The organism is Nocardioides sp. YR527 (genome assembly GCF_900101045.1).
Classification (GTDB): domain Bacteria; phylum Actinomycetota; class Actinomycetes; order Propionibacteriales; family Nocardioidaceae; genus Nocardioides.
The window spans coordinates 143650-166539 of sequence record NZ_FNFN01000008.1 but is presented as its reverse complement, the minus strand read 5'-3'; the positions used below and the strand labels follow the sequence as shown (position 1 = coordinate 166539).

The following is a 22890-nucleotide window of genomic DNA, read 5'->3' as shown; positions in this document are numbered from 1 at the left end:
GCGGAGGACAACGGCCCGACTTCGGAGGACGATGGGTCCATGAGCGTGGACGTGCTGGTGGAGACGGCGATTCGGCGATCGCCGGCCGAGGTGTCTGCGTACGCCGGAGACCCGAGCAACGCTCCGACGTGGTACGCCAACATCCGCTCGGTCGACTGGCGCACCGAGCCACCGGTGCGGGTGGGGTCGAGGATGGACTTCGTCGCGCAGTTCCTGGGGCGCAGGCTGGCCTATACCTACGAGGTGGTCGAGTGGGTGCCCGGGGAGCGGCTCGTGATGCGTACGGCGGACGGACCGTTCCCGATGGAGACGACCTACACGTGGAAGCCGGCGGGGGAGGGCGGAACCCGGATGACGTTGCGCAACCGTGGCAACCCGTCCGGTTTCTCTCGGGTCGCTGCGCCGGTGATGGAGCGGGCGATGCGGCGAGCGACGACCAAGGACCTGGCCAAGCTCAAGGAGATCCTCGAGACCTGACATGTCGGACCCGCCGGTTCGTGGATGCTGTTCGGGTAAGCATCATCTCTCCGCTGTCGGCGGAACGAGATGACTTCCCGAACACTTATTGTCGGGCGCCGCGGAGTTCGTGTGCCACCTCACGATCCGAAGTCGATGCGGAGGGCGCGAGGCAGCGGCAGGACAACAAGGACGCACACGACGTTTACCGACTCCTACGGGCTGTCGAGACGGATTTCCTCGCCACGGCTATTGGTCGCCTTCAAGGCATCGAAGTCGGCGCTTCAGTGACGGCCGACGCGTTGACTTACCTCGACGAACTGTTTGCGCGCAGTGCGGCTGCGCCCGGATCCCGTATGGCAGGCGCCGCTGAAGAACTGGTCGGTGACCCGCGGGAGTGGCCGAGAGCGTCACTCTCCTGTCTCAGGACTTGCTCGACGCCTTGGGCTAGGAGTGCCTCCGGATCGTTGTGCCTGACGCTCTTTGCTGACATTTGGTGACAGGGTTTGGCCATGAGCGAGGACGTGGTCGACGAGGAGACGACGAGGCTGCGAGCCCTCGGGGCGCGTGTTCGGCAGGGGGCTCGGGACCTGCTTCCGACCACGTCGGTGACGTTGCGCGGGGGAGAGGTCGCGGTGGCTGTCGGCCCGCCGGGAGGTGGGCACACGTCGTTGGCGCTGGCCCTCGCCGGGCGGCTCCGGCTGGATGCGGGCAGGGTGGAGCTGGACGGTGACGCGTCGCCTCGGGCTCTGCAGGCCGCGGTGGCGCTCGTCGATGTGCCGGGGGTCTCCGAACCCGACGAGATGGTGCCGTTCCGCACGATCCTCGGCGAGGAGCTCGCCATGGCGAAGCACAAGCCGAGTGCTGCAGCCATCGACGGCTGGCTGGGGGAGTACGACCTCGGGCCCGGCATCACCACGGAGGCGGTCCCGCCGGGACCTCGCCTGGAGATTCTCGCGAGGATGGCGCTGCTGCGGCCGGGCACCCGCCACCTCGTCCTCACCTACCCCGAGCGCCTCGGCCTGCCGGTCGCGCAGTGGCTGGACATCGCCGAGGACCTCGCCGGTTCCGAGAGCCGGCCCGGCGTCCTGGTCACCGCGAGCGCTGCGGTCTCGATCCCCGCCGGCGTGCGTACGTTCACCATCGGTCCGACGGAGGAAGCATGAACTCGCTGCGTATCGCCCTGACCGAGCTGCGCCGGATCACGGCCGGACGGCTGGCGAAGCTCGTCATCGTGGCGCTCGTCCTCGTTCCCACGCTCTACGCCGGGCTCTACCTCTACGCCAACCACGATCCGTACGCTCACTTCGATGAGCTCCCGGCAGCGCTCATCGTGGAGGACACCGGGGCCACCACGACCGACGGCACGAAGATCGAGGCCGGGCGCGATGTCGCCGACAAGCTCCTGAAGTCGGGCGACTTCGACTGGTCGGAGGTCTCCGCGGCCACGGCGGAGGAGGACATCCGGCAGGGCGACTACTACTTCGCCCTGCGGATCCCCGAGGGCTTCTCCCGGACGCTGACCGGCGCGGAGCGGCTCGACCCGAAGCAGGCGCAGATCCAGGTCATCACCAACGACGCCAACTCCTACCTTTCGACCACGATCGCGACCAACGTCACCGACAAGGTCCGCGACGCCATCGCCAGCGAGGTCTCCGAGCAGGCCGCGGCCAACTTCCTGCTCGGCATCTCCGATCTCCGCTCGGGCCTGGCGAAGGCCGCCGACGGTGCCGCGAAGCTGGAGAAGGGTGCGGGCACGCTGCGCGACGGTGCCGGGAAGCTGGCCACCGGGGCCGGCGACCTCGAGGACGGCCTGAACACCATCGAGAGCAAGGTCGCCGACCTGCCCGCCCAGACGCGCGAGCTCGCCACCGGCGCCCGCAAGGTCGCCGACGGGAACGACCAGATCGCCGCCACCGGGCAGCGGGCGGCGACCGCCGTCGACGACGCCGTGGCCGCCTATGACTCGACCCGCGACGACCTCGACGCCCGGCTCCGGGCGCAGGGGTTGGACGAGCAGCAGCGAGCCGACATCCTCGCCATCTACGACCGCGGCTCCGCCCCGCTCGACCGCGTCGACCAGCGCGTCGGCGACGTCTCCGACCAGCTGAACCAGCTCGCCACCGGCGCGGACCAGGTGGCTGACGGCAACGAGAAGCTGGCCTCTGCGATGCCCGATCTGGTCGCCGGGATCTCGACGGCCGCCGACGGCGCCGGCGAGCTCAGCGCCGGCGCGACCGAGCTGCGCGACGGCGCCGGCACGCTCGCCACCGGCGCCGGCGACCTGAAGAAGGGGCTGCAGGACGGCGTCGCGCAGGCGCCGGCCACCGACGAGGAGCTGCGCGACCAGATCGCCTCGACGATCGCCGACCCGGTCGCCATCGACTCGGTCTCCGAGGCGAAGGCGTCCTCCTACGGCGCCGGGCTGGCGCCGTTCTTCCTCGCTCTGGGCGCGTGGATCGGCGGGTACGTCCTGTTCCTGCTCGTCCGGCCGATCTCGACCCGTGCGCTGGCTGCCAACCAGACGCCGCTCCGGATCGCCCTGGGCGGCTGGATCACGCCGGCGCTGATCGGTGTCGCGCAGATGGTCGTCGTGCTCGTGGTCGTCGGTCTCGCCGTCGACATCACCCCGGTGAACTGGCTCGGGACGTTGGGATTCCTGCTGCTGATCTCTGCGACCTTCATCGCGATCGTGCACATGCTCAACGCGCTTCTCGGGGCGCCGGGCCAGTTCCTCGGCCTGGTCCTGATGGTCGTCCAGCTCGTCACCGCCGGCGGCACCTTCCCCTGGCAGACGATCCCCGAGCCGCTGCACCCGCTCCATCACGTACTGCCGATGAGCTACGCCGTCGACGGGCTGCGCCAGCTGATGTACGGCGGACTCTCGGGGCGCGTCGTCGCTGACGCCCTCGTCCTGGCCGCCTTCCTCGTCGGGGCGCTGCTGCTGACCAGCCACGGCGCCCGCCGGCAGCGGGTCTGGACGCCCAAACGGGTGAGGCCCGAGATCGTCCTCTGAGGCGCGTCGTGGCTCGGCGGCAGACAACCGACGGTTGACAACAGACAAATGATGTCTGATGATTTCGGCAGGTGGTCACCACGCAGGTGGTGGCGACCTCCAGAAGCAGACCATCGACGGCGTCACCGCCGCGGCCGAGGGCTAAGGGGCCGACGAGACCATGCGCATCACGGGCTATCGCACGCTGACGACGGTGCACGACTGGGGGCGTCCCATCGGCGACGTCAACGGCGCCGTCGGGTCGGGCAAGACGGCGGTCCCGATCGTCGTGCTCACCACCGACTCCGGACTGGAAGGCATCGGCCTGGGCCACCATCAGGGGCTCGACGTCGTCTTCCCGGCTCTGGAGGGCGAGGACCCGCGCGCCGTGCAGGCGCTCTACGACCGGATGCTGTCGTGGGTCTTCAAGTCCGGGCACGGAGGTGCGGTGTTCGGGGCGATCGGCGCACTCGACATGGCGCTGTGGGACCTCAAGGCCAAAGCCGCCGGCCAGCCGTTGTGGCGTCTGCTCGGCGGGCGCGACCGGGTCGTGCCGGCGTACGCCTCCGGTCTGGACGGGCCGCTGACCGACGACGAGCTGGCCGCGCTCCAGACCCGATTCGCCGACCACGGCTTCACCGCCGTCAAGATCAAGGGCGGCCTGGACGTCGAAGCCGACCTGCGGCGCCTCCACCTCGTGAGCGACGTCTTCCATGACCGTACGGGCGCCGCGCCCGCGCTGATGCTCGACGCCAACGAGTCCTGGTCACGCAAGGAGGCGGTACGTCACATCGGCCGCCTCGAGGAATCGGTCGACCTCGCCTGGGTCGAGGAGCCGGTGCGCCGGTGGGACGTCGACGGCCTGACTCGGGTCTCCCAGTCGGTGCGTGCGGCCGTCGCGACCGGGGAGAACCTCACCGGACTCGAGCAGTTCCGGCCGCTGCTGCAGGCCAACGCGGTCGACATCGTGCAGACCGGCAGCGTCTGGGGGATCACCCACTTCCTGCGCGTGGCCGCCCTCGCGCTCGCCTTCGACCTGCCGATGAGCCCGGTGGGCTACAACGCCAACCCGGTAGCCCATGCGGCCACGGTCGTACCCAACCACCTCTCGCTGGAGGTGCAGGACCTGCATCTGCCCTTCGGTATCACGTCCGACCAGGAGATCGAGGACGGGCACCTGGTGCTCGGCGACCTCCCCGGTCTCGGCCTGGTCGTCGACGAGGCCGCGATCGAGCGCATGAACGAGGCCGCCGACTGGGGTCGCCACGGCGGCCCCCACGTACGTCCGGAGCGGGCCGGTCGCAGGCTCGTGCGCAAGCCGTCCCTCCACCCGCGTTCCCCGGGCGCCTCCCCACGTTGACCCGCTCCACCCACGAAAGGACCAGTCAGATGACGTCCCCTACGCAGACCCGCGGTTGTGCCGTGGTGACCGGAGCGGGTGGCTCGCTCGGCCGCGCCAGTGCCGTACGCCTCGGGCAGGAGGGCTTCTCGCTCGCCCTGCTCGACCTGGCGGGTGATGCGCTGAGCACCACGGCCGCCGAGGTCGAGGCGACCGGAGCCCGGCAGGTCACCCTGCCGACGGATGTCCGCGATGCTTCTGCCGTCGTCGCTGCCCTCGAGCAGGCCGAGCGCGAGCTGGGGCCGCTCGAGGTGCTGCTCAACAACGCCGCGATCTATCCGGCCACGCCGTTCCTCGACATCGCGGTCACCGAGTACGACGACGTGGTGGCGGTCAACCAGCGGGCCTACTTCGTGGCCGCCCAGGCGGCGGCCCGGCTGATGGCGCCGCGGGGGAACGGCTCGATCGTCAACGTCGGGTCGATCACCTTCAGCGGTGGCTGGGACAAGCTCGCCAGCTATGTCTCGACCAAGGGAGCGGCGGTGGCGCTGACCCGTGCGCTCGCGCGCGAGCTCGGTCCGCACGGCATCCGGGTGAACGCGGTCGCCCCAGGTGCCTTCCCGACCAAGGCCGAGGAGATCCACGAGGATCCCGAGGCCTATACGGCCCACGTGCTGGACCACCAGGCCTTCAAGCGGCGTGGTCGACCCGACGAGATGGCGGCTGTCGTCGCCTTCCTGGTCGGGCCGGACGCGTCCTTCATGACCGGGCAGACCCTGAACGTCGACGGCGGATGGAACATGCAATGAGCGATCTCGACACCGGCCTGGACATCTTCGGGCACCGACTCACCCCGCGCGCGCTGCGCGAGCGCACCGGCGACACCGAGTCCGTCGCCGGAGTACGGCAGGTCGTCCTCGACAACGGCTCCGAGCGCGGCGTCCGTGCGGTGCAGCTGCGCACCTCGGCCGGGCTGGAGCTCGAGGTGCTGGTCGACCGCGCGCTCGACCTCGGCGCGGCCCGCCTCCGGGGCGTCCCCTTCGGGTGGCGAAGCGGCAACGGCTTCCGTCATCCGGGGCTGCACGAGCACCACGACGAGGGCGGTCTGTCCTGGCTGCGGGCCCTCGACGGCCTGCTGGTCTCCGGCGGCCTCGACCACACGCTCTTCGGTGGTGACGTGGATGCTTCGGCGTACAACTATCCGCCGAAGCAGACGGTCAACCACGGCCTGCACGGCCGGCTGACCGCGATCCCTGGCCGGCTGCTCGAGGCCGGCGAGGTGTGGGACGGCGACCGGTGTGTGCTGCGGGTGCGAGGCGAGGTCGTCCAGGCGACGTCCTTCGGTGAGCACCTGCGCCTGACCCGCACGATCGAGGTCGACTTCGACGGGCTCGACATCCGTCTCCACGACGTCGTCGACAACCTCGGCTTCGACCCGACGCCGCACATGTTCCTCTACCACCTGAACTTCGGCTGGCCGCTGGTCGATGCGGGCACCGAGTTCGTCGCGGCGATCAGCGAGACGCCGTGGCGCTCCGACTCCGTCGCCGAGCAGGGCGTCTCCTATCGCACCCTTCCCGAGCCCCAGCCGCGGTTCGTCGAGCAGGTCCACGAGCACACGCTGGTCGCCGAGGGCGACGGGCGCCACCGGGTCGCGCTGGTCCGCGGCGACGAGACCCTCGGTGTCGAGGTGTCGTGGGACTCAGCCACGATGCCGCACTTCTTCGAGTGGCAGAACCTCCGCAGTGGTCAGTACGCCATCGGGCTGGAGCCGTCGACACATGCGGTCGCCGGCGACGCCGCCGCCCGTGAGGACGGGTCGATGACCTGGCTCGAGCACGGCGACTCGCGCAGCTACTCCACCACGATCCGCGTGCTCGACGGCGCGGATGCCGTCCGGGCGTCCCGGGCCGCGATCCGCGCGCTCGGCGACCAGCCCGACTGATCCGCCACCCACCGACGCAAGGAAGAACCGATGACCTCCACACCCCGCATCCTCGAGGGCTACCGCGTCCTCGACTGCTCGATCGCCATGGCCGGCCCGTTCGCCGCGCAGCGGCTGGGCGACCTCGGCGCCGACGTCGTCAAGGTCGAGCCGGTCACCGGCGAGTGGCAGCGCCACGCCGCGGCCGGTGGCGCGCAGGGCAACCGGATCAACGTCTCGTTCCTCTCGCTCAACCGCAACAAGCGCTCGCTGGCCGTTGATCTCAAGAACGTTGCCGGCAAGAACGTTCTGTTGCGGATGGTTGAGAGCGCAGATGTTTTCCTACAGAACTATCGGCCTGGCGTGGCCGAGCGCCTCGGCGTCGACTACGCGACCCTCTCGGCGATCAACCCGCGCCTCGTCTACGTCTCGATGTCCGGCTACGGCGAGGACGGCCCCGACGTCGACCAGCCCGGGCAGGACCTGCTGCTGCAGGCCCGCAGCGGCGCGATGCTGTCGACCGGTCGCCACGGCGAGCCGCCGCAGCCGGCGGGGCAGTACCTCGTCGACGCGGTCACCGCGTCCACCGCGTTCGAGGCTGTCCTGGCGGCGCTGCTCCACCGCGAGCGTACGGGCGAGGGACAGCTGGTGAAGGTGAACATGCTGGACGCGATCACCACCTTGCAGATGCAGGAGCTGTCGGTGTTCGTGGCCGGCAAGGTGCCCCAGCAGCGCAGCGCGGAGCCGCACGCGCACGTCTACATCCGGGCGCCCTACGGCACGTTCAAGACGGCCGACGGCTTCCTCGCCCTCGCCATGCCCGACCTGCCGACGCTGGGCAAGGTCATCGACGAGCCCGCGTTCGCCGAGATGAGCTCGGAGGTGCACGGCTGGACCCATCGGGACGAGGTCCACCGCCGCACCGCGGACAGGCTGGCGCTGCGTACGACGGCCGAGTGGCTCGACGCCCTCGGTGCGGCCGGCATCTGGTGCGGCCCTGTCCAGGACTACGCGGCCCTGGTCGATGACCCGCAGATCAAGCACAACGGGACCTTCGTCGAGTACGACCACCCCACCGAGGGCCGGGTCACGACCCCCGGGTTCCCGTACGCCTTCTCCCGCACGCCGGCCGCGATCGACCGGGGCGCTCCCCTGGTCGGGGAGCACACCGGCGAGCTGCTCGCGGAGGCCGGCTTCACCGACGAGGAGATCGCGGCGCTGACCGCCGACGGCGTGGTCGCCGAGACCAGCCCCGACCAGCCGGTCGCATGAGTCAGCCGACCTTCCGAGGCCTGACCTGGGACCACCCGCGCGGCCGGGACGCTCTGGTCGCGGCGGCCGAGGCGAGCGACCTGGACCTGACCTGGGACGTCCACCCGCTCAGCGGCTTCGAGTCCACCCCGATCGAGGAGATCGCCGCCCGCTACGACCTCGTCGTCCTCGACCACCCGCACCTCGGCGACGCCCTCGCACATGGCTGCCTGCAGTCGTTCGACGACCTGGTGGGCCACGAACAGGTCGCGGCGTGGGCGGATGCGGCCGTCGGCCCCAGCCTGGCGTCGTACGTCATGGACGGGCTGCTGTGGGCGGTGCCCCTCGACGCCGCGACGCAGGTCGCCGCCACCCGCGCCGACCTGGTGGACAGGGTGCCGCGACTGTGGTCGGAGGTCGCCGCGCTGTCCCGCCGGGCACCCGTCGCGCTGTCGCTCGCGGGCCCGCACGCCCTGCTGACGTTCTCCTCGGTCTGCGTCGCGCTGGGGGAGGAACCCGGAGGCGCGCAGCGTTTCGTCTCCGTCGAGGTCGGACGCCAGGCCCTCGAGCTGATGGCCGACCTGGCTTCGCGGGCGCCGCGTCGCGCCCCAGACCTAGACCCGATCGGCCTGCTCGCCGAGATGACCGAGGACGACACGATCGCCCACGTACCGCTCGTCTACGGCTACGTCACCTATGCCGACACCACGCTCGACCGACCGGTGCGCTTCACCGAGGCGCCCACGCTGGCCCTGGGCACGCGTCCCGGCTCCACCCTCGGCGGAACCGGCCTGGCCCTCACCACACGGTGCCAGGCCACGCCTGAGCTGCTCGACCACGTACGCCACCTCATGTCCGGGCCGGTGCAGCAGGGCTTCATCCCGGCGCACGCCGGCCAGCCGTCGGCACGCGCCGCGTGGACCTCGCCGGCGCTGAACGAGCCGGTCGGCGACTTCTACCGCGGCACCCTGGAGACGGTCGAGCAAGCGTGGGTCCGTCCCCGTCACCCGGGATACGTGACGTTCCAGACCGAGGCCGCCGAGGTCGTACGCGAAGCACTGGCCGGCTCGATCAGCATCGCGGCCGCCCTCGGTCGGATCGATGACCGCCACCTGGCCGTCCTCGGCCGCACGAATCCGGAAGGAGCTGCCCGATGACCGCACCTGAGTCGACCTGCCCGGAGGTGCTGTTCGAGCAGCGCGGCCACATCGGCGTGATCACCCTCAACCGGCCCGCCAAGCTCAACGCCGTCACCCAGGAGATGTCCGACGCGCTCGTCGCGCTGGCGCGCTGGTGCAACGAGGCCGACGAGGTGCGGGTCGTGGTGCTCACCGGCGCCGGGGACCGCGCCTTCTGCGCGGGCTCGGACATCGCCGAGCTCGACAAGTACGCCACCCCGTGGGCCTTCCGCAACCGGGAGGACTACTGCGACTCGCTCAAGGTGCTGCGCAAGCCGGTCGTCGCCGCGATCAACGGGTACGCCCTCGGCGGCGGCCTGGAGACCGCGCTGATCTGCGACATCCGGCTGGCGTCGACCACCGCGAAGCTCGCCGCCGCCGAGGTGAAACTCGGCTGGATCGGCGGCGGTGGCATGTCCGCCCTGCTCGACCGCTCGATCGGACCCAGCAACGCCGCGATCATGCTGATGACCGGCGACCCGATCGACGCGCGGCAGGCGCTCGCCTGGGGTCTGGTCAGCGAGCTGCACGAGCCCGCGGCGCTTCTCCCGCGCGCCCTCGACCTCGCCGAGACGATCGCGAGCCGGGCCCCGATCGCGGTCGAGACCGCCAAGGCCAACCTCGCCGCCGCCGCCAACATGCCTCTGGAGCAGGCGGTCACCTACGAGCGTGACATCCAGACCGTCTGCTTCGCGACCGCCGACGCCGCCGAGGGCCGCGCCGCGTTCGCCGAGAAGCGGGTACCCCGATTCGTACGAGCCTGACCGGAGGACCACCGATGACCGCCACCACCGACTGGGGGCCCGACCTGGCCGCCACCCTGCCCGCCGCCCAACCCCCCGATGGCACCGTCCCCACGCTCGTGGGACGCGTCTGGGACCCGGCGGCAGGCGGCCCGAGCGTCGTCGTCGTGCGGGACGGCGCTGCGTACGACATGAGCGGGAGGTTCGCGACGGTGCGCGACCTCTGCGAGCAGACCGACCCCGCCGCCGCGGTGGCCGACGTGCCCGGCGAGCCGCTGGCCACGGTGGCCGATCTGCTCGCCAACACGCCGCCGGAGGGCCGCGATGCCACCCGCCCCTGGCTGCTCGCGCCGGTCGACCTGCAGGCGGTCAAGGCCGCCGGGGTGACCTTCGTGGTCTCGATGCTGGAGCGGCTCATCGAGGAACGCGCTCGGGGTGAGGCCGACGCCGCGGCCACCGTGCGGGCCGAGATCACCGCGGCGATCGGCGGCGGGCTCGACGAGCTGGTCCCCGGCTCGCCGGAGGCGCTGCGACTCAAGGAGGTGCTGCGCGAGCGCGGCATGTGGAGCCAGTACCTCGAGGTCGGCATCGGGCCCGACGCGGAGATCTTCACCAAGGCCCAGCCGCTGTCCGCGGTCGGCACCGCGACCGAGGTCGGGGTGCTGGCCGCGTCGCGCTGGAACAACCCCGAGCCGGAGGTCGCGCTGGTCGTCGCCGCCGACGGCCGGATCGTCGGCGCCACCCTGGGCAACGACGTCAACCTGCGCGACGTCGAGGGCCGCTCGGCGCTCCTGCTGCCCAAGGCCAAGGACAACAACGCCGCCTGTGCCATCGGCCCGTTCGTACGGCTCTTCGACGACGGCTTCACCCTCGACCACGTGCGCGCCATGACGGTCTCGCTCGAGGTGCTCGGCGAGGACGGCTTCAAGATGCTGGGCACCTCGTCGATGCGTGCGATCAGCCGCGATCCTGCGGATCTGGTCGGCCAGCTGATCGGCCCGCACCACCAGTACCCCGACGGGGCTGTGCTGCTCCTCGGCACCATGTTCGCGCCCTCCGACGACCGGGACGAGCCCGGCATGGGGTTCACCCACCACTCGGGCGACGTCGTCCGGATCTCCGCACCCGAGCTCGGCACCCTCGTCAACCGCGTCCGGGCGAGCGAGGAGTGCGCGCCGTGGGACTTCGGCGTCGCCGACCTGATGCGCAACCTCGCCGGAAGGAACCTGCTGTGACCGTCCTGTCCTCCCACAACCCCGCCACCGGCGAGGAGATCCCGACCGAGCTGCAGGCCACCACCAGCGAGGAGGTCGACCGGGTCGTCACGGAGGCCCATCTCGCCGTGCCGGCGCTGGCGGCGCTGGGTCGCGAGGGGCGCGCCCGCCTGCTCGAGGCGATGGCCGACCGGCTCGAGGGAGGTCGCGCCGGGCTCGTCGAGACCGCGATGTCGGAGACCGGGCTGGCCCGGCCTCGCCTGGAGGGCGAGGTCGGCCGCACCACCTTCCAGCTGCGTCTCTTCGCCGAGGCCGTTCGTGAGGGCAGCTTCCTCGAGGCCGCGATCGACCACGCAGGTCAGACGCCGCTGGGCCTTGCCCCCGACGTACGCCGCATGCTCGTGCCGCTCGGCCCGGTCGCCGTGTTCGGGGCCAGCAATTTCCCGCTCGCCTTCTCGGTGCCGGGTGGCGACACCGCCTCCGCGATCGCGGCCGGGTGCCCGGTCGTGGTCAAGGCGCACGAGTCGCACCCGCTGACCTCGCAGCTCGCCTTCGACGCACTGCGTGCCGCGGTCGAGGACCTCGGGCTGCCGCCGGGGACGGTCGGTGTGGTCCACGGTCGCGAGGCCGGTGCCTCCCTCGTCGTGCACCCGCTCGTCAAGGCGGTCGGCTTCACCGGCTCGCCCGCCGGTGGACGGGCGCTGCTCGACCTGGTCAACGCCCGCCCCGAGCCGATCCCGTTCTACGGCGAGCTCGGCAGCCTCAACCCGCTCGTGGTCACCCTCGGTGCCGCCGCGGCTCGCGGGGCGGCCATCGCCGAGGGCCTCGCCGCCTCGATCACGGGGTCGGGCGGGCAGCTGTGCACCAAGCCGGGACTGGTGTTCGTGCCGGCCGGGAAGGCCGGTGACGCGCTGGTCGAGGAGTTGGCCGCGATTCTGGCCGAGTCGGTCGCACAGCCGTTGCTCAACATCGGCATCGCGAGCTCCTACCGCGAGATCCTCGGCCGCCTCGCCTCGACGCCCGGCGTCACCTCCGCCGTGACGGCGCAGGAGCAGAGCGAGCCCGCCTGGGCCGCCGCGGGCCTTCTGGTGACCGGCTCGGCGGAACTTCCGGAGCTCCTCGAGGAGTGCTTCGGCCCCGCCGCCGTCGTGGTGAGGTACGCCGACGAGGCCGACCTCGTCGCGGCGCTGCAGCAGGTGCCCGGGTCCCTCACCGCCTCCCTCCACGCCGAGCCCGACGAGTCCGTGCTGACCCGACGACTCGTCGCGGCGGCCACCCCGGTCGCCGGACGCCTCGTCTTCAACGGCTTCCCCACTGGCGTACGCGTCTCCTGGGCGCAGCACCACGGCGGACCGTGGCCGTCCACCAACACCCTGCACACCTCGGTCGGTGTCACCGCCATGCGCCGGTTCCTGCGCCCGCTGGTGTGGCAGGACGCGCCGGAGCACCTGCTTCCCGAGGAGCTGCGCGACGGCCACACCGGCACTCCGCGTCGCATCGACGGCACCCTGCACGTCTGACCCACCCGAGGCGTCACCCGCGTCGCCCGAGAGGTCACCCGCGTCGCCCGAGAGGTCAGCTGCGTTGGCCGAGAGGTCAGCTGCGTCGGCCGAGACGGCAGCGCTGTGCCAACTCGGCCGACGTACGTGACGCCTCGGCGCTGCTTGCTCGTCACCTCATCCGAAAGGTCACGCGCGTCGCTCGAGAAGTCACCCGCGCCGCCCGAGTTGGCAGTGCCGTGCCAGCTCGGCCGACGTACGTGACGCCTCGACTGACGTACGTGACGCCTCGGCGCTGCTTGCCTCGTCACCTCGGCCGAGAGGTCAGCCGCGCCGGCCGAGTCGGCAGCGCTGTGACGTCTCGCCCGACGCGCCTGACGTCTCGCCCGACGTAGGTGACGTCTCGACATGGGTTGCTCTCCACGTCGGCTGAGACGTAGGCTTTGCGCAAACGATTGATCGCGCGAGGGGGAGTGGCGATGCAACCGGAGGATCTGCCTCTCGCCGGGACCGTGGTCCTGGACTTCAGCCAGTTCTTGGCGGGCCCTGTCGCGGCGTTGAGGCTGGCGGATCTGGGTGCGCGGGTGATCAAGGTCGAGCGTCCCCGTACCGGCGAGATCGGCCGGACGCTCGCGTTCGCGGGTCGCTCGGCGGCGGGGGACACGCTCTCGTTCCATGCCATGAACCGCAACAAGGAGGCGGTGGTCGCCGACCTCAAGGATCCGGACGACCTGGCTCGGGTGAAGGACCTCGTCGCTCGCGCCGACGTACTCATCGAGAACTTCCGGCCCGGGGTCATGGAACGCATCGGCCTCGACTACGCGAGCGTGCGCGAGCTCAACCCGGCACTGGTCTACGCGAGCGCTTCGGGCTACGGCGACACCGGTCCCTGGGCGAGCCGGCCCGGCCAGGACCTCCTGGCCCAGGCGGTGTCAGGGGCGACGTGGCTCGCCGGCGCGGACCGGCCGATGACGATCGGCCTCTCCCTGGCGGACCACCTGATGAGCTGCCACCTCGCCGAAGGCGTGACCGCACTGCTCGTACGCCGCGCCCGCACCGGCCGCGGTGGGCTGGTGGAGACCAGCCTGCTCGAGGGCATGCTCGACCTGCAGGCCACGCTGCTGATCCGCCCAGAGAGCGACGACGAACCTCGCTCTTCGCCGACATCCGCCCCGGCACCCAGCGGGATCTTCGCCACGAAGGACGGCTACGTCGCGCTCGCCGGAGCACCCCTCGACGAGCTCGCGACCGCCCTGGGTGACGCGGACCTGGCCACAGAAGCCGAGGACCGGCCCGACCGGGTGAGCGACCGGATCGCCGCCGCCCTCGCCCGCGACACCACAGCCTCCTGGATGGACGCGCGGACCGACCACGAGCGTGCCTGGATCGCACCGGTGCTCACCCTCGAGGAGCTGCTCGCCTCCCCGGAGTTCGCCGCGTTCGAGATGACCCAGGAGGTCGAGCGCTCGGCCCCGGAACCGGGCGGCACGCCTGTGACCCTGACGACCACGCGGAGCCCCATCCGCGTCGACGGCGAGATCCTCCGCCATCGTCGGGGCGCACCCCGGCTCGGCGAGCACGGCATCCTGCGCGACGGCGCCGACCCGCTCGGAGCCGATCCGCTCGGGGGTGACACGCATGGCCGATGACGGCCGACCGGCTCCTGCCACGCCGGAGCAGTCGAGTCCCAAGACGCCGCTGCCGGGCAGAGCTAGGCTGCGGCCCATGGCCACCCTCGGCGATGTCGCAGCCCTTGCCGGCGTCTCGATCTCCGCTGTCTCGCGGGTGCTCAGCGACGCGCCGTCGGCGCGGGTGAGCGAGGCGACCCGCAAGCGGATCGTGGAAGCGGCCAAGGATCTCCAGTACCGCCCCAACTTCGCCGGTCGCGCGCTGAAGTCGGCGCGCACGCAGGTGGTCGGCCTGGTTGTGCCCGACCTGACCAACGCCCTGTTCACCGAGCTCATGCACGGAGCCGAGGACGAGGCCGCCGAGAAGGGCTACACCCTGCTGCTCGGCCGCGCCGACGACGTACGTCCCGGGGGCGAGATGATCGCCCGGCTCATCGGTGAGGGGCGCGTGGACGGCATGGTCATCCAGGTGGGCGACGGTGTCGCGCCGGCGGGGATGGGGGAGCTGTTGGCCTCGGGCGCTCCGATCGTGCTGATCAACTCGACCTACCCGGGACACGTCGGCTCGGTCGCCCTCGACGACCGCACCGGTGCCCGGATCGCCACCCAGCACCTGATCGACCTCGGCCACGAGCGGATCGCCTTCGCCAACGGCCTTCCCCGGTCGTTCACGGCGAAGCGACGGCGGGTCGGCTACAAGGAGGCCCTTCTCGCGGCAGGGCTACCGGTCCGACCGGACTACGAGACCCGGGTCGGCTACACCGCAGACAACGGCCGTACCGCCCTGCGGCGGCTGATGGAGCGGGAGCCGAGGCCCACCGGGATCGTGGTCGCCAACGTCAACGCCGCCATCGGTCTGCTCGCCGCCGCACGAGCTGACGGGATCCGGGTCCCCGAGGACCTGTCCGTGGCCACCGTGCACGACTCCTGGACCGCGGAGAACACCTGGCCACCGCTGACCGCGGTCAAGATGCAGTTCTACGACATGGGCCGCGCGGCGGTACGCAGCGTGGTCCGCCGCATCGAGACCGGGGAGATGGCCGACGAGATGATCGCCGACCCCGCCCCGGAGCTCGTCGTGCGGGAGTCCACCGCACCGCCGCGCTGACCGGTCAGGGCTCCTGTACGAACGTGACGTAGCTGGATCCGCCCTGTCCGGAGACTCCCGAGTTGCCGCCGAGCGTGAGCGTGCCGGCCGGCACCTCCTTCCGGAAGAGCACCATCTGCCGGTCGGTGGTGCCCAGCGTCGAGGACGTACGGGTCCAACCGCCGTCGGTGAGCCATCGCGGCCACCACACGCCCTCGCCGCGGTCGTCGAACGCGACCCACACCGTGGTGGGTTCGGAGATCTCCAGGGTGAGGTACTCCTCGGAGACGACCTTGGAGTCGTCGTTGGCGCCCCTCACCATGATCGTCCCGGCGAGCTCGTCAGGCAGGTCGTCGACCACGTACGCGCGATCCGCGTAGATCGGCGCACCCTCCTGCGCGCGCAACATGGCCCGCAGCTTGCTCGGTGCGAGCACGTGCACGGTGTCGCTGACCACCTGGGGCGTGCTCGTTGCGACGCCGTACGTCCTGGAGCCCAGCTCCAGCGGGGCCTGCGCGGCAGAGCCGCCGAGAGCGACGAAGCGATAGCTCGCCCCGGCAGGCGTGATCCGGTAGGACGCACCCTCGGTGGTGGCGAACCGAATGACGTCCCCCGAGCCGTGCTCGACGAGCCGGCCGCGAGCGTCCCGCACCTCGACCCGCTGGCCGGGCCACGGGTTGGCCATCGTGAGCCGGTCACGGCTCCCGGCCTCGATCCCGACGAGGGTGGGCTCGCCGTCCCGCACCTCGACGGAGACCCGGTGTCCGCCCGGGACTTGGACGGCGCCGGTGACGCTCCAGTCCTCCGGGATCGAGGGCGCGACCCGTACCGTCCCGTGGTCGTCCTGCACGAGGGCGTCCTGGACCGTGGAGGCCACGACGGCGTTCCAGGTGTCGTAGAAGCCGCCGCCGCGCAGCGGGTCGTGGTTCTTGCTGTGTGCGGCGAAGCCGTTGTCGAACACCTGGAAGTCGCTCGTGCCCTGCTCAAGCAGGTCGACCATGTCGTCGGCACGGTGCAGCCATGCGGCCTGCTGGGCGTCCGAGGCCCACTCCCGGGTCTGGTCGAACACGCGCGTGGTGAAGGTGTCGTGAGCGATCTGGTCCTCCGCGCCGACCACCCGCCACGGCCAGATCGCCTCGAGGTCGGGGTTCTGGGTGTTGTGGTCCTCCTCGTCGGTCGCGGACCAGGCGATCACCTCCTTGCCGTCGCGGACCGTCGTCGGCAGCTCGGGGAGCCGGGGGATCGCCGCCTCGATCTGCTCGGCGAGGCGTACGTCCCCGTGCTCGCGGGTGACCTCGGCCAGGAACGGGAAGATCGTGCGCATGCCGGCCACGTCGGGCGTCGGGTCGGTCGTGTCCCACTGCGTCTCCAGCGCGTTGACGTGGTGCAGGTGCAGCCGGCCGTCCTCGCCCTCCTCCAGAACCGAGAGGTAGAACTCGGCGACACCCTCGAGCAGCGGATAGGCGCGGCGCAGGAGCTCGCGGTCTCCGGTGTAGTCGGCCTGGAGACGGACGTTCTCGACCAGCTCTGCCCCGGTGGAGAGGATGCGGTTGAGCCACGAGGGTTCCATCGCGCTCACGCACGCCTCGGCGGTGCCGTCGTACACCAGGAACTCAGGGACGCAGATCCCCTCGGCCTCCGGCCAGTTCTTCTGCGTCCACGCCTTCATCTCCTCGATCCTGTCGAGGTAGAGGTCGAAGTAGGGGTCGTTCTGGTCGGCGGTGTCGGCGCCCAGATTCGCCCACACCGGCTGCCGCAGGTTGAAGTGCCACCACGCGTCCGAGGACCAGTGGATGTCGTCGCGGTACGAGGACCAGAGGCTGGTCACCCCGCCGTGGCTGGCCGGCACCGCGCCGCCGCTGGAGGCCTTCGCGACGTAGAGCTGCATGGCCCGGAGCGCCTCGAAGTAGCGGGCGGATCCGTCGGGGCTGTCCAGGCGCATGGGCGCCGCGCCCTCCCAGTAGCGGTGCCACTCGTCGAGGTGGTTCCGCTGCGGCTTCGACGGAAGCCGGGTGGCAGCGGCCGCCGAGCGGGCCACGTCCTCGCCTGCCCACGACGGAACACCGAGCACGATGCGGAACCTCCCATCAGCACCAGGGCGGAACTTCAGCCGTACGCCGAGATCGTCGATGACCTCGGCCCGCACGTCGCGTGCCTGGGCGGTCAGCGCGGCCAGCTGCCCGGTGGAGCGGCCGTTCGACTCGTCGGTGAAGGTCTCCGCGACGACAGCCGTGTCACCGTGGGCCCACACGGTCGGCGTACGGCCCTGCCACAGGCCGAGCTCGGCGGTCTGCTGCTCGTCGGGGTCGGCACCTTCCACCTCGACGACGAGCTGGTCGGCGTCGGCGCGCACGTAGCTGCGCACCGTCATGCCGTTGCCGCGTTGGGTGAGCGTCGCGTCGTGCAACGAGAGGCGGCCGCGGTAGTCCTCGGCGGAGGAGAGGTCGTAGAGGCCCGGCAGCACCAGCTGGCCGGCCGACTTCAGCTCCGGAAAGGTATCCCCACGGTTCAGCTGGGCGGTCCAGCCGTTGGCTGCCCAGACGCCGGCGCCGAGCTCGCCGTTGGCGAGCGGTACGGCCTGGTCGGCACGCCATGGTGCCGTGGCGAGGACGAGGTCGGAGCGTGACAGCAGGTCGGCGGTGTCGACCCGGAGAGAGTCGTGGAGCCAGGCCGAGGTGGTTCGCGTCGCCGCGGCCGTCCTGTCGGCCGCGGTCGCTGGGGATGTGGCGAACAGAGCCGCCAGCATCGTGAGAAGTGTGGTCAGGGTGAGCAGGGAACGAGTGGGGTGCATGCGTCTTCTTCCCGAGCCGGCTCCCGGTCGGGGAGCGTGTCGGCCACTGAGTGAGATCAATCGTTTGAGTTGCTCAATCGTTTGAGTGACATCGGTCACTTTGTCGCGCCCGGCGGTGGTCCGTCAAGGCCGACGAGCGATCATGGAAGGCGCTTTCCATGGTCTGGCGAGAAGAACGAATCAAACGATTGACCATCTGGAGGATCCGGTCTAACGTTTGAGCAAACGTGTTGTGCGTCACAGTGCATCCGCTCGGGACACATCGTCGAAGGAGCCATGTCCATGAAGCGAAACCCACTCGGTTCACGTCACCGGGCCGCCCTGGTGGCCGCCGTGACCCTGCTGACTGCCACGGCGCTGGCCGCCTGTGGCTCCGGCGGGGGGAGCGATGCCGCAGGCGAGAAGACCGACTCCGGTGGCGCGATCACCGTCTGGGTCGACCCGCCGCGCGTGCCCGCGGCGAACGCCTTCAAGAAGGCCTACCCCGACATCGACATCAAGATCAACCAGATCGACGGGACCGTCGGAGGCAAGTCTCTCCAGCAGCAGTTCGCCCAGTTCAACGAGGCCGGGAAGGGCTGGCCGGACGCCATCTTCTTCCCCTCGAACGACGACATCGCCTGGGCCTCCGGTGCGCAGATCGACTACACGCTCGACCTGAGCGACCAGCTGCCCGACGTGCTCGACGGCTACGAGGGTTCGATCAACGCCGCCTGCGAGATCGACGGCCAGGTCCGGTGCCTGCGCAACGACGCGGCACCCGACGTGTTCTGGTACAACAAGGCCTTCTTCGACGCCAACGGCTACGAGGTGCCGAAGACCTGGGAGGAGTACGGCGACCTGGCCGTCAAGATCGCCGCGGAGCACCCGGGCAAGATCAGCGGCTTCACCGGCGACGCGTACGCCCCCGACCGCTACCTGTGGGGGTCGGGCTGCCCGACCAACGACCGACAGTCCGAGACCGTGGTCCACATCGACACCTCGGACGCCAAGTGCACCCGGGCGGTGGACCTGATCGACACGATGCTGGGGGGCAAGGCGCTCTCGACCGTCGGCATCTTCGACCCGGACGCGGCCAAGGTCGGCAAGGACCTGGTCATGAGCCCCGGTGCCGCATGGTGGGGGGACTACCTCTTCAACCAGACCTGGAAGATCCCGGCCGGTGGGATGACCGCCGTGGAGCCTCTCGCGTGGGACGGTGAGAGCGAGCCCTCCACCGGCAACGAGGGCGGGGGCCTCTGGGGTGTCTCGAACCACATCACGGGCAAGCAGCTCGAGAACACGCTGACCTTCGCCGAGTTCGTCGCCACCGACCCGAGGTGGCAGGTCGAGCTCTCCACCGGCCTGCCGGCTTACGGTCCCGTGCAGGACGCGTGGGCGGAGAAGCAGGCCAAGGCGAACTACTTCGCCGACAACGAGGCCACGTTCGAGGCGATGAAGAAGGCCAACGACCATGTCGTCGACGGCCACGCCTACATGCTCTACAACACCGGAGCGGTGTGGACCGAGACCATGGCCGCCGCTCTTGCCTCGGGAGGCGACGTCGACCAGGCCTGGACGTCCTTCGGGGAGGAGCTGGTCAGCCAGGCGAAGGCGATGGGCTACACGGTCGAATAGCCGGCCGCGCACGAGTCCCTTCGGCCTGGAGCGTCCGGGCCGAAGGGATGCCATCCCAGTCACATCGGGGCCTCACGGTGGCCCGGACACATCGGAGGAGCAACATGTCGACCGCCTTGATGGAGGACATCGCCACCTCGCCGCCTGCACCGGGCGCGCGGCGTCGTCCCCGACGACGCGTGGCGCGGCCCAGCGAGACGCGTGGCGCCTGGGTGCTGATGGCGCCGTACCTCGTCCTGCTCATGATCGCGGGCATCATCCCGGTCGCGTACGCGGTCAAGACATCGCTGGAGAAGGCGCCGACGCCGCTGGACCCCACCGGGGGTTTCGGGGGCGTGGACAGCTTCAGGACCGTCATCACCGACTACCGGTTCGTCGACACGTTCGTCAACATCTTCGCGACCCTGGTGGTCTGGCTTCCGATCATGACCATCGGCATCGTCGGGCTGGCTCTGCTGGTCCACGCCAGCCCCGGATGGTTCGGGTCGTCGATGCGGTTCATCTACTACATCCCGGGGGCTCTGGCAGGCGTCGCCAACCTGGTGCTCTGGGTCTACCTGCTCAACCCGAGCCAGTCCCCGATCGAGGGGTTCTGGCAGGCGCTGGGCGTCGACACCATCAAGCAGGCGGTCGCCGGGCCCGGGAACCTGCCGTTCATCCTGGCCGCGATGATGTTCTTCCAGGGCGTCGGTCAGTGGGTCATCGTGGTCAACGGCGGCCTCAACGGGATCTCGGAGGAGACGCTCGAGGCAGCGCGGCTGGACGGCGCCAACGAATGGCGGCTGGCCTGGCACGTCAAGCTGCCGATCATCCGGCCGTGGATCGGGTACGCGGTGCTGATGAACCTCGCCTACGGGTTCCAGCTGTTCCTCGAGCCGCAGCTGCTCGACCAGGTCGCCAGCAACGCACTGGACGATCATTGGACGCCCACCCAGCTGGGGTACGCCTTCGCCTTCAGCAACTACAACTTCCCCGCAGCCGCCGCGATGTCGCTGATCCTGCTCGTGATCACGCTGGGGATCGGCCTGCTGGTCGTCTTCCGGACCGGCCTGTTCGGCGAGGAGGAGCACCGATGAGCCAGACCACAGCGGCCGGGCGCCGCGCGCCCGTGGCGAAGCGAGGCATGTTCGACTGGAGCGTCGGCAAGACCGCACGCGTCGTCACCATGCTGTTCGTCGCCTGCATGTTCGTCCTGCCGATCACCGGCTTCATCGCGATGGCGTTCCGGTCCAACGAGGGTGTCGCAGCCGGGGCAGGCGGGCCGTTCGGCTTCGGCGACATGTCATGGGACAACGCCCAGTACAGCTGGTCGCAGGTCAACGGTTTCGGACCCGGCGGCGGTGGGCTGTACACCCGCTGGCTGTTGAACACGCTCGCCGTGGCCGGCGGGGGCGCCCTGCTGGCGGTCATCGCCGCGCTGCCGGCGGGATACGCGCTGGCCCGGCTCCGGTTCCGTGCCCGCCGGACCGTCCTCCTGATCACCCTGATCACGATGGTGATGCCCAACACCGTGCTGGTCATCCCGATCTTCCTCGAGGTGAATGCCATCGGCGCGGTCGGCGAGCTCTGGCCGGTGGGGCTGATCATGGGCTTCTTCCCGTTCGGGGTCTACCTGGCCTACATCCACTTCATGACCACCATGCCCCAGGAGCTCGTCGAGGCAGCCCGGATCGACGGTCTCGGCGAGGTGTCGATCTTCTGGCGGGTCGCGCTCCCGATCTCCCGCCAGGCCGCGGTGCTGGTCGGCTTCTTCGCCTTCGTCGCCAACTGGATCAACTTCTTCCTGCCGCTGGCGCTGCTCTCCTCCAACCAGAACAACCAGACCCTCCCCGTCGGGCTGCAGCAGCTGATCGGCGCCAGCCCGTTGTTCAACCCGACCGTCGCCGCAGGGCTGGACGTGAAGCTCTACATGCCGCAGCTGGCGCTGGCGACCTTCATCTCGATGCTGCCGCTGCTGATCGTCTTCCTCGGCGCGCAGAAGTTCCTGATGCGTGGCGAGACGATGGGTGCGGTGAAGGGCTGATGGCCCCGCACCCGCCACCGGAGCTCGACCCGCACCCCGGCTACTCGGCCGAGATGCCGGCGACGCCGCGTCCGATCGTGCTCGTGGGCGCCGGCGGGATCGTCCGTGACGCCCACCTGCCGGCGTACGCGAAGGCGGGGTTCGAGGTCGCCAGCATCACCGACCTCGTTCCCGAGCGCGCGCGGGAGCTCGCCGGACGCTACGACATCGGCGCCGTGCACGAGAGCGTCGCGGACGCGGTCCGGTCGGCACCGGCCGACGCGGTCTACGACGTCGCCCTTCCCCCCGAGGCACACGTCGAGGTTCTCGAGCAGCTGCCCGACGGGGCAGCCGTCCTGCTGCAGAAGCCCTTGGGGAACCACCTGGCCGAGGGGGTACGCACCCGTGAGGTGTGCCGGCGCAAGGGCCTCGTCGCGGCGGTCAACACCCAGCTCCGGTTCGCGCCGTACGTCGTCGCTGCTCGCGAGCTCATCGCCGCCGGCACGATCGGGGAGCTCTACGACATGGAGGTCCGGATCTCGGTGCGGACCCCGTGGGAGATGTTCCCCTACGTACTCGACCTGGACCGGCTCGAGATCAACATGCACAGCGTCCACTACCTGGATCTGGTGCGTTCCTTCCTGGGAGACCCGACCGGCGTGCACGCGGTCACCGTGCGCCACCCCGAGAAGTCTCACGCCAACAGCCGCTCCGACATCGCGCTGAGCTATGGAGAGCGACCGATCAGGGTCGTCGTCTCCACCAACCACGACCACCACTACGGACCCCGGCACGAAGAGTCCTTCGTCAAGTGGGAGGGCACCCGCGGCGCCGTCCGGGCACAGCTCGGCCTGCTGCTGGACTACCCGCGCGGTGGCGAGGACTCGCTCGAGCTGGTCACCGACGATCGGCTCGACGACGGCTGGCGGCCGGTGCCGTTCGAGGGGTCCTGGTTCCCCGACGCCTTCATCGGCTCCATGGCCGTGGTCCAGCGCTTTCTCGAGGGGTCGATCCTGTCGCTGCCCACCGGGGTCGAGGACGTCTTCCGCACCATGGCGGTCGTCGAGGCGGCGTACACGGACGCAGCCCGCGGTGGAACGCCGCCGCCCTATGACCAGTAGCCACCCGTCCCCGCCTGGTTCGCCCTGGTTCGCCGTGGTCCGCTC

18 protein-coding genes are annotated in these 22890 nt (G+C 70.6%); 17 read left to right on the top strand and 1 reads right to left on the bottom strand.

The features are described from left to right. The first annotated feature begins 39 nt into the window (after positions 1-39). The 13 genes from BLT25_RS23320 to BLT25_RS23260 all read left to right on the top strand — a co-directional run bounded on the left by BLT25_RS23320 (position 40) and on the right by BLT25_RS23260 (position 15335). A complete protein-coding gene (locus BLT25_RS23320; RefSeq protein WP_091051436.1) occupies positions 40-477 on the top strand; it encodes an SRPBCC family protein in 438 nt (145 codons plus the stop codon). Positions 478-968: 491 nt separating this feature from the next. Further along, positions 969-1622 (top strand): ATP-binding cassette domain-containing protein, encoded by a 654-nt coding sequence (locus tag BLT25_RS23315; RefSeq protein ID WP_091051165.1) that lies wholly within the window; start codon positions 969-971, stop codon positions 1620-1622. Continuing rightward, entirely contained in the window at positions 1619-3472 is a 1854-nt protein-coding gene (locus tag BLT25_RS23310) for a YhgE/Pip domain-containing protein (RefSeq protein WP_091051164.1), read from the top strand. The genes BLT25_RS23315 and BLT25_RS23310 overlap by 4 nt, the downstream gene beginning before the upstream one ends. A 160-nt stretch (positions 3473-3632) precedes the next feature. Next, positions 3633-4811: a mandelate racemase/muconate lactonizing enzyme family protein gene (locus BLT25_RS23305; RefSeq protein WP_091051162.1), complete on the top strand. Its 1179-nt coding sequence runs from the start codon at positions 3633-3635 to the stop codon at positions 4809-4811. A gap of 29 nt (positions 4812-4840) precedes the next feature. Continuing rightward, a complete protein-coding gene (locus BLT25_RS23300) occupies positions 4841-5599 on the top strand; it encodes an SDR family NAD(P)-dependent oxidoreductase (RefSeq protein ID WP_091051160.1) in 759 nt (252 codons plus the stop codon). Beyond that, positions 5596-6735 carry an aldose 1-epimerase family protein gene (locus BLT25_RS23295; RefSeq protein WP_091051158.1) on the top strand — a complete coding sequence of 380 codons (1140 nt, stop codon included), beginning with the start codon at positions 5596-5598 and terminating at the stop codon, positions 6733-6735. The genes BLT25_RS23300 and BLT25_RS23295 overlap by 4 nt, the downstream gene beginning before the upstream one ends. Before the next feature lie 30 nt (positions 6736-6765). Next, entirely contained in the window at positions 6766-7986 is a 1221-nt protein-coding gene (locus BLT25_RS23290; RefSeq protein ID WP_091051156.1) for a CaiB/BaiF CoA transferase family protein, read from the top strand. Further along, the gene (locus BLT25_RS23285; RefSeq protein ID WP_091051154.1) at positions 7983-9122 is read left to right on the top strand and encodes a type 2 periplasmic-binding domain-containing protein; all 1140 of its coding nucleotides are present in this window, start codon (positions 7983-7985) and stop codon (positions 9120-9122) included. Before BLT25_RS23290 ends, BLT25_RS23285 begins: the two co-directional genes overlap by 4 nt. Then, the gene (locus BLT25_RS23280; protein ID WP_091051152.1) at positions 9119-9907 is read left to right on the top strand and encodes an enoyl-CoA hydratase/isomerase family protein; all 789 of its coding nucleotides are present in this window, start codon (positions 9119-9121) and stop codon (positions 9905-9907) included. Before BLT25_RS23285 ends, BLT25_RS23280 begins: the two co-directional genes overlap by 4 nt. A gap of 14 nt (positions 9908-9921) precedes the next feature. Continuing rightward, positions 9922-11121 (top strand): fumarylacetoacetate hydrolase family protein, encoded by a 1200-nt coding sequence (locus BLT25_RS23275; RefSeq protein ID WP_091051149.1) that lies wholly within the window; start codon positions 9922-9924, stop codon positions 11119-11121. Further along, on the top strand, positions 11118-12620 hold the full coding sequence (locus BLT25_RS23270) for an aldehyde dehydrogenase (NADP(+)) (RefSeq protein ID WP_091051148.1): 1503 nt from the start codon (positions 11118-11120) through the stop codon (positions 12618-12620). The genes BLT25_RS23275 and BLT25_RS23270 overlap by 4 nt, the downstream gene beginning before the upstream one ends. Before the next feature lie 458 nt (positions 12621-13078). Continuing rightward, a complete protein-coding gene (locus BLT25_RS23265; RefSeq protein ID WP_091051434.1) occupies positions 13079-14248 on the top strand; it encodes a CaiB/BaiF CoA transferase family protein in 1170 nt (389 codons plus the stop codon). Between the two features lie 76 nt (positions 14249-14324). Continuing rightward, a complete protein-coding gene (locus BLT25_RS23260; RefSeq protein WP_091051145.1) occupies positions 14325-15335 on the top strand; it encodes a LacI family DNA-binding transcriptional regulator in 1011 nt (336 codons plus the stop codon). 4 nt (positions 15336-15339) lie between these two features. On the opposite strand, the gene BLT25_RS23255 is transcribed toward BLT25_RS23260, so the two are convergent. After that, on the bottom strand, positions 15340-18105 hold the full coding sequence (locus BLT25_RS23255; protein WP_091051142.1) for a glycosyl hydrolase family 95 catalytic domain-containing protein: 2766 nt from the start codon (positions 18103-18105) through the stop codon (positions 15340-15342). Between the two features lie 282 nt (positions 18106-18387). Here BLT25_RS23255 and BLT25_RS23250 point away from each other — a divergent pair, with 282 nt between their 5' ends. The 4 genes from BLT25_RS23250 (at position 18388) to BLT25_RS23235 (ending at position 22845) form a co-directional block, all read left to right on the top strand. Further along, positions 18388-19722, top strand: coding sequence for an ABC transporter substrate-binding protein (locus tag BLT25_RS23250; RefSeq protein WP_091051139.1), 1335 nt, complete (start codon positions 18388-18390; stop codon positions 19720-19722). Between the two features lie 104 nt (positions 19723-19826). Then, positions 19827-20798: a carbohydrate ABC transporter permease gene (locus tag BLT25_RS23245; protein WP_091051137.1), complete on the top strand. Its 972-nt coding sequence runs from the start codon at positions 19827-19829 to the stop codon at positions 20796-20798. After that, positions 20795-21745 carry a carbohydrate ABC transporter permease gene (locus BLT25_RS23240; protein ID WP_218131458.1) on the top strand — a complete coding sequence of 317 codons (951 nt, stop codon included), beginning with the start codon at positions 20795-20797 and terminating at the stop codon, positions 21743-21745. The genes BLT25_RS23245 and BLT25_RS23240 overlap by 4 nt, the downstream gene beginning before the upstream one ends. Beyond that, on the top strand, positions 21745-22845 hold the full coding sequence (locus BLT25_RS23235; RefSeq protein WP_091051134.1) for a Gfo/Idh/MocA family protein: 1101 nt from the start codon (positions 21745-21747) through the stop codon (positions 22843-22845). The genes BLT25_RS23240 and BLT25_RS23235 overlap by 1 nt, the downstream gene beginning before the upstream one ends. The last annotated feature ends 45 nt before the right edge of the window (positions 22846-22890 follow it).

Excerpts from the sequence above, each read along its gene's own strand:
- BLT25_RS23255 (WP_091051142.1), bottom strand. The coding sequence starts at position 18,105 with ATGCACCCCACTCGTTCCCTGCTCACCCTGACCACACTTCTCACGATG.
- BLT25_RS23305 (WP_091051162.1), top strand. The coding sequence starts at position 3,633 with ATGCGCATCACGGGCTATCGCACGCTGACGACGGTGCACGACTGGGGG.
- BLT25_RS23265 (WP_091051434.1), top strand. The coding sequence starts at position 13,079 with ATGCAACCGGAGGATCTGCCTCTCGCCGGGACCGTGGTCCTGGACTTC.
- BLT25_RS23310 (WP_091051164.1), top strand. The coding sequence starts at position 1,619 with ATGAACTCGCTGCGTATCGCCCTGACCGAGCTGCGCCGGATCACGGCC.
- BLT25_RS23240 (WP_218131458.1), top strand. The coding sequence starts at position 20,795 with ATGAGCCAGACCACAGCGGCCGGGCGCCGCGCGCCCGTGGCGAAGCGA.
- BLT25_RS23245 (WP_091051137.1), top strand. The coding sequence starts at position 19,827 with ATGTCGACCGCCTTGATGGAGGACATCGCCACCTCGCCGCCTGCACCG.
- BLT25_RS23295 (WP_091051158.1), top strand. The coding sequence starts at position 5,596 with ATGAGCGATCTCGACACCGGCCTGGACATCTTCGGGCACCGACTCACC.
- BLT25_RS23235 (WP_091051134.1), top strand. The coding sequence starts at position 21,745 with ATGGCCCCGCACCCGCCACCGGAGCTCGACCCGCACCCCGGCTACTCG.
- BLT25_RS23280 (WP_091051152.1), top strand. The coding sequence starts at position 9,119 with ATGACCGCACCTGAGTCGACCTGCCCGGAGGTGCTGTTCGAGCAGCGC.
- BLT25_RS23300 (WP_091051160.1), top strand. The coding sequence starts at position 4,841 with ATGACGTCCCCTACGCAGACCCGCGGTTGTGCCGTGGTGACCGGAGCG.
- BLT25_RS23315 (WP_091051165.1), top strand. The coding sequence starts at position 969 with ATGAGCGAGGACGTGGTCGACGAGGAGACGACGAGGCTGCGAGCCCTC.
- BLT25_RS23290 (WP_091051156.1), top strand. The coding sequence starts at position 6,766 with ATGACCTCCACACCCCGCATCCTCGAGGGCTACCGCGTCCTCGACTGC.
- BLT25_RS23250 (WP_091051139.1), top strand. The coding sequence starts at position 18,388 with ATGAAGCGAAACCCACTCGGTTCACGTCACCGGGCCGCCCTGGTGGCC.
- BLT25_RS23275 (WP_091051149.1), top strand. The coding sequence starts at position 9,922 with ATGACCGCCACCACCGACTGGGGGCCCGACCTGGCCGCCACCCTGCCC.
- BLT25_RS23285 (WP_091051154.1), top strand. The coding sequence starts at position 7,983 with ATGAGTCAGCCGACCTTCCGAGGCCTGACCTGGGACCACCCGCGCGGC.
- BLT25_RS23260 (WP_091051145.1), top strand. The coding sequence starts at position 14,325 with ATGGCCACCCTCGGCGATGTCGCAGCCCTTGCCGGCGTCTCGATCTCC.
- BLT25_RS23320 (WP_091051436.1), top strand. The coding sequence starts at position 40 with ATGAGCGTGGACGTGCTGGTGGAGACGGCGATTCGGCGATCGCCGGCC.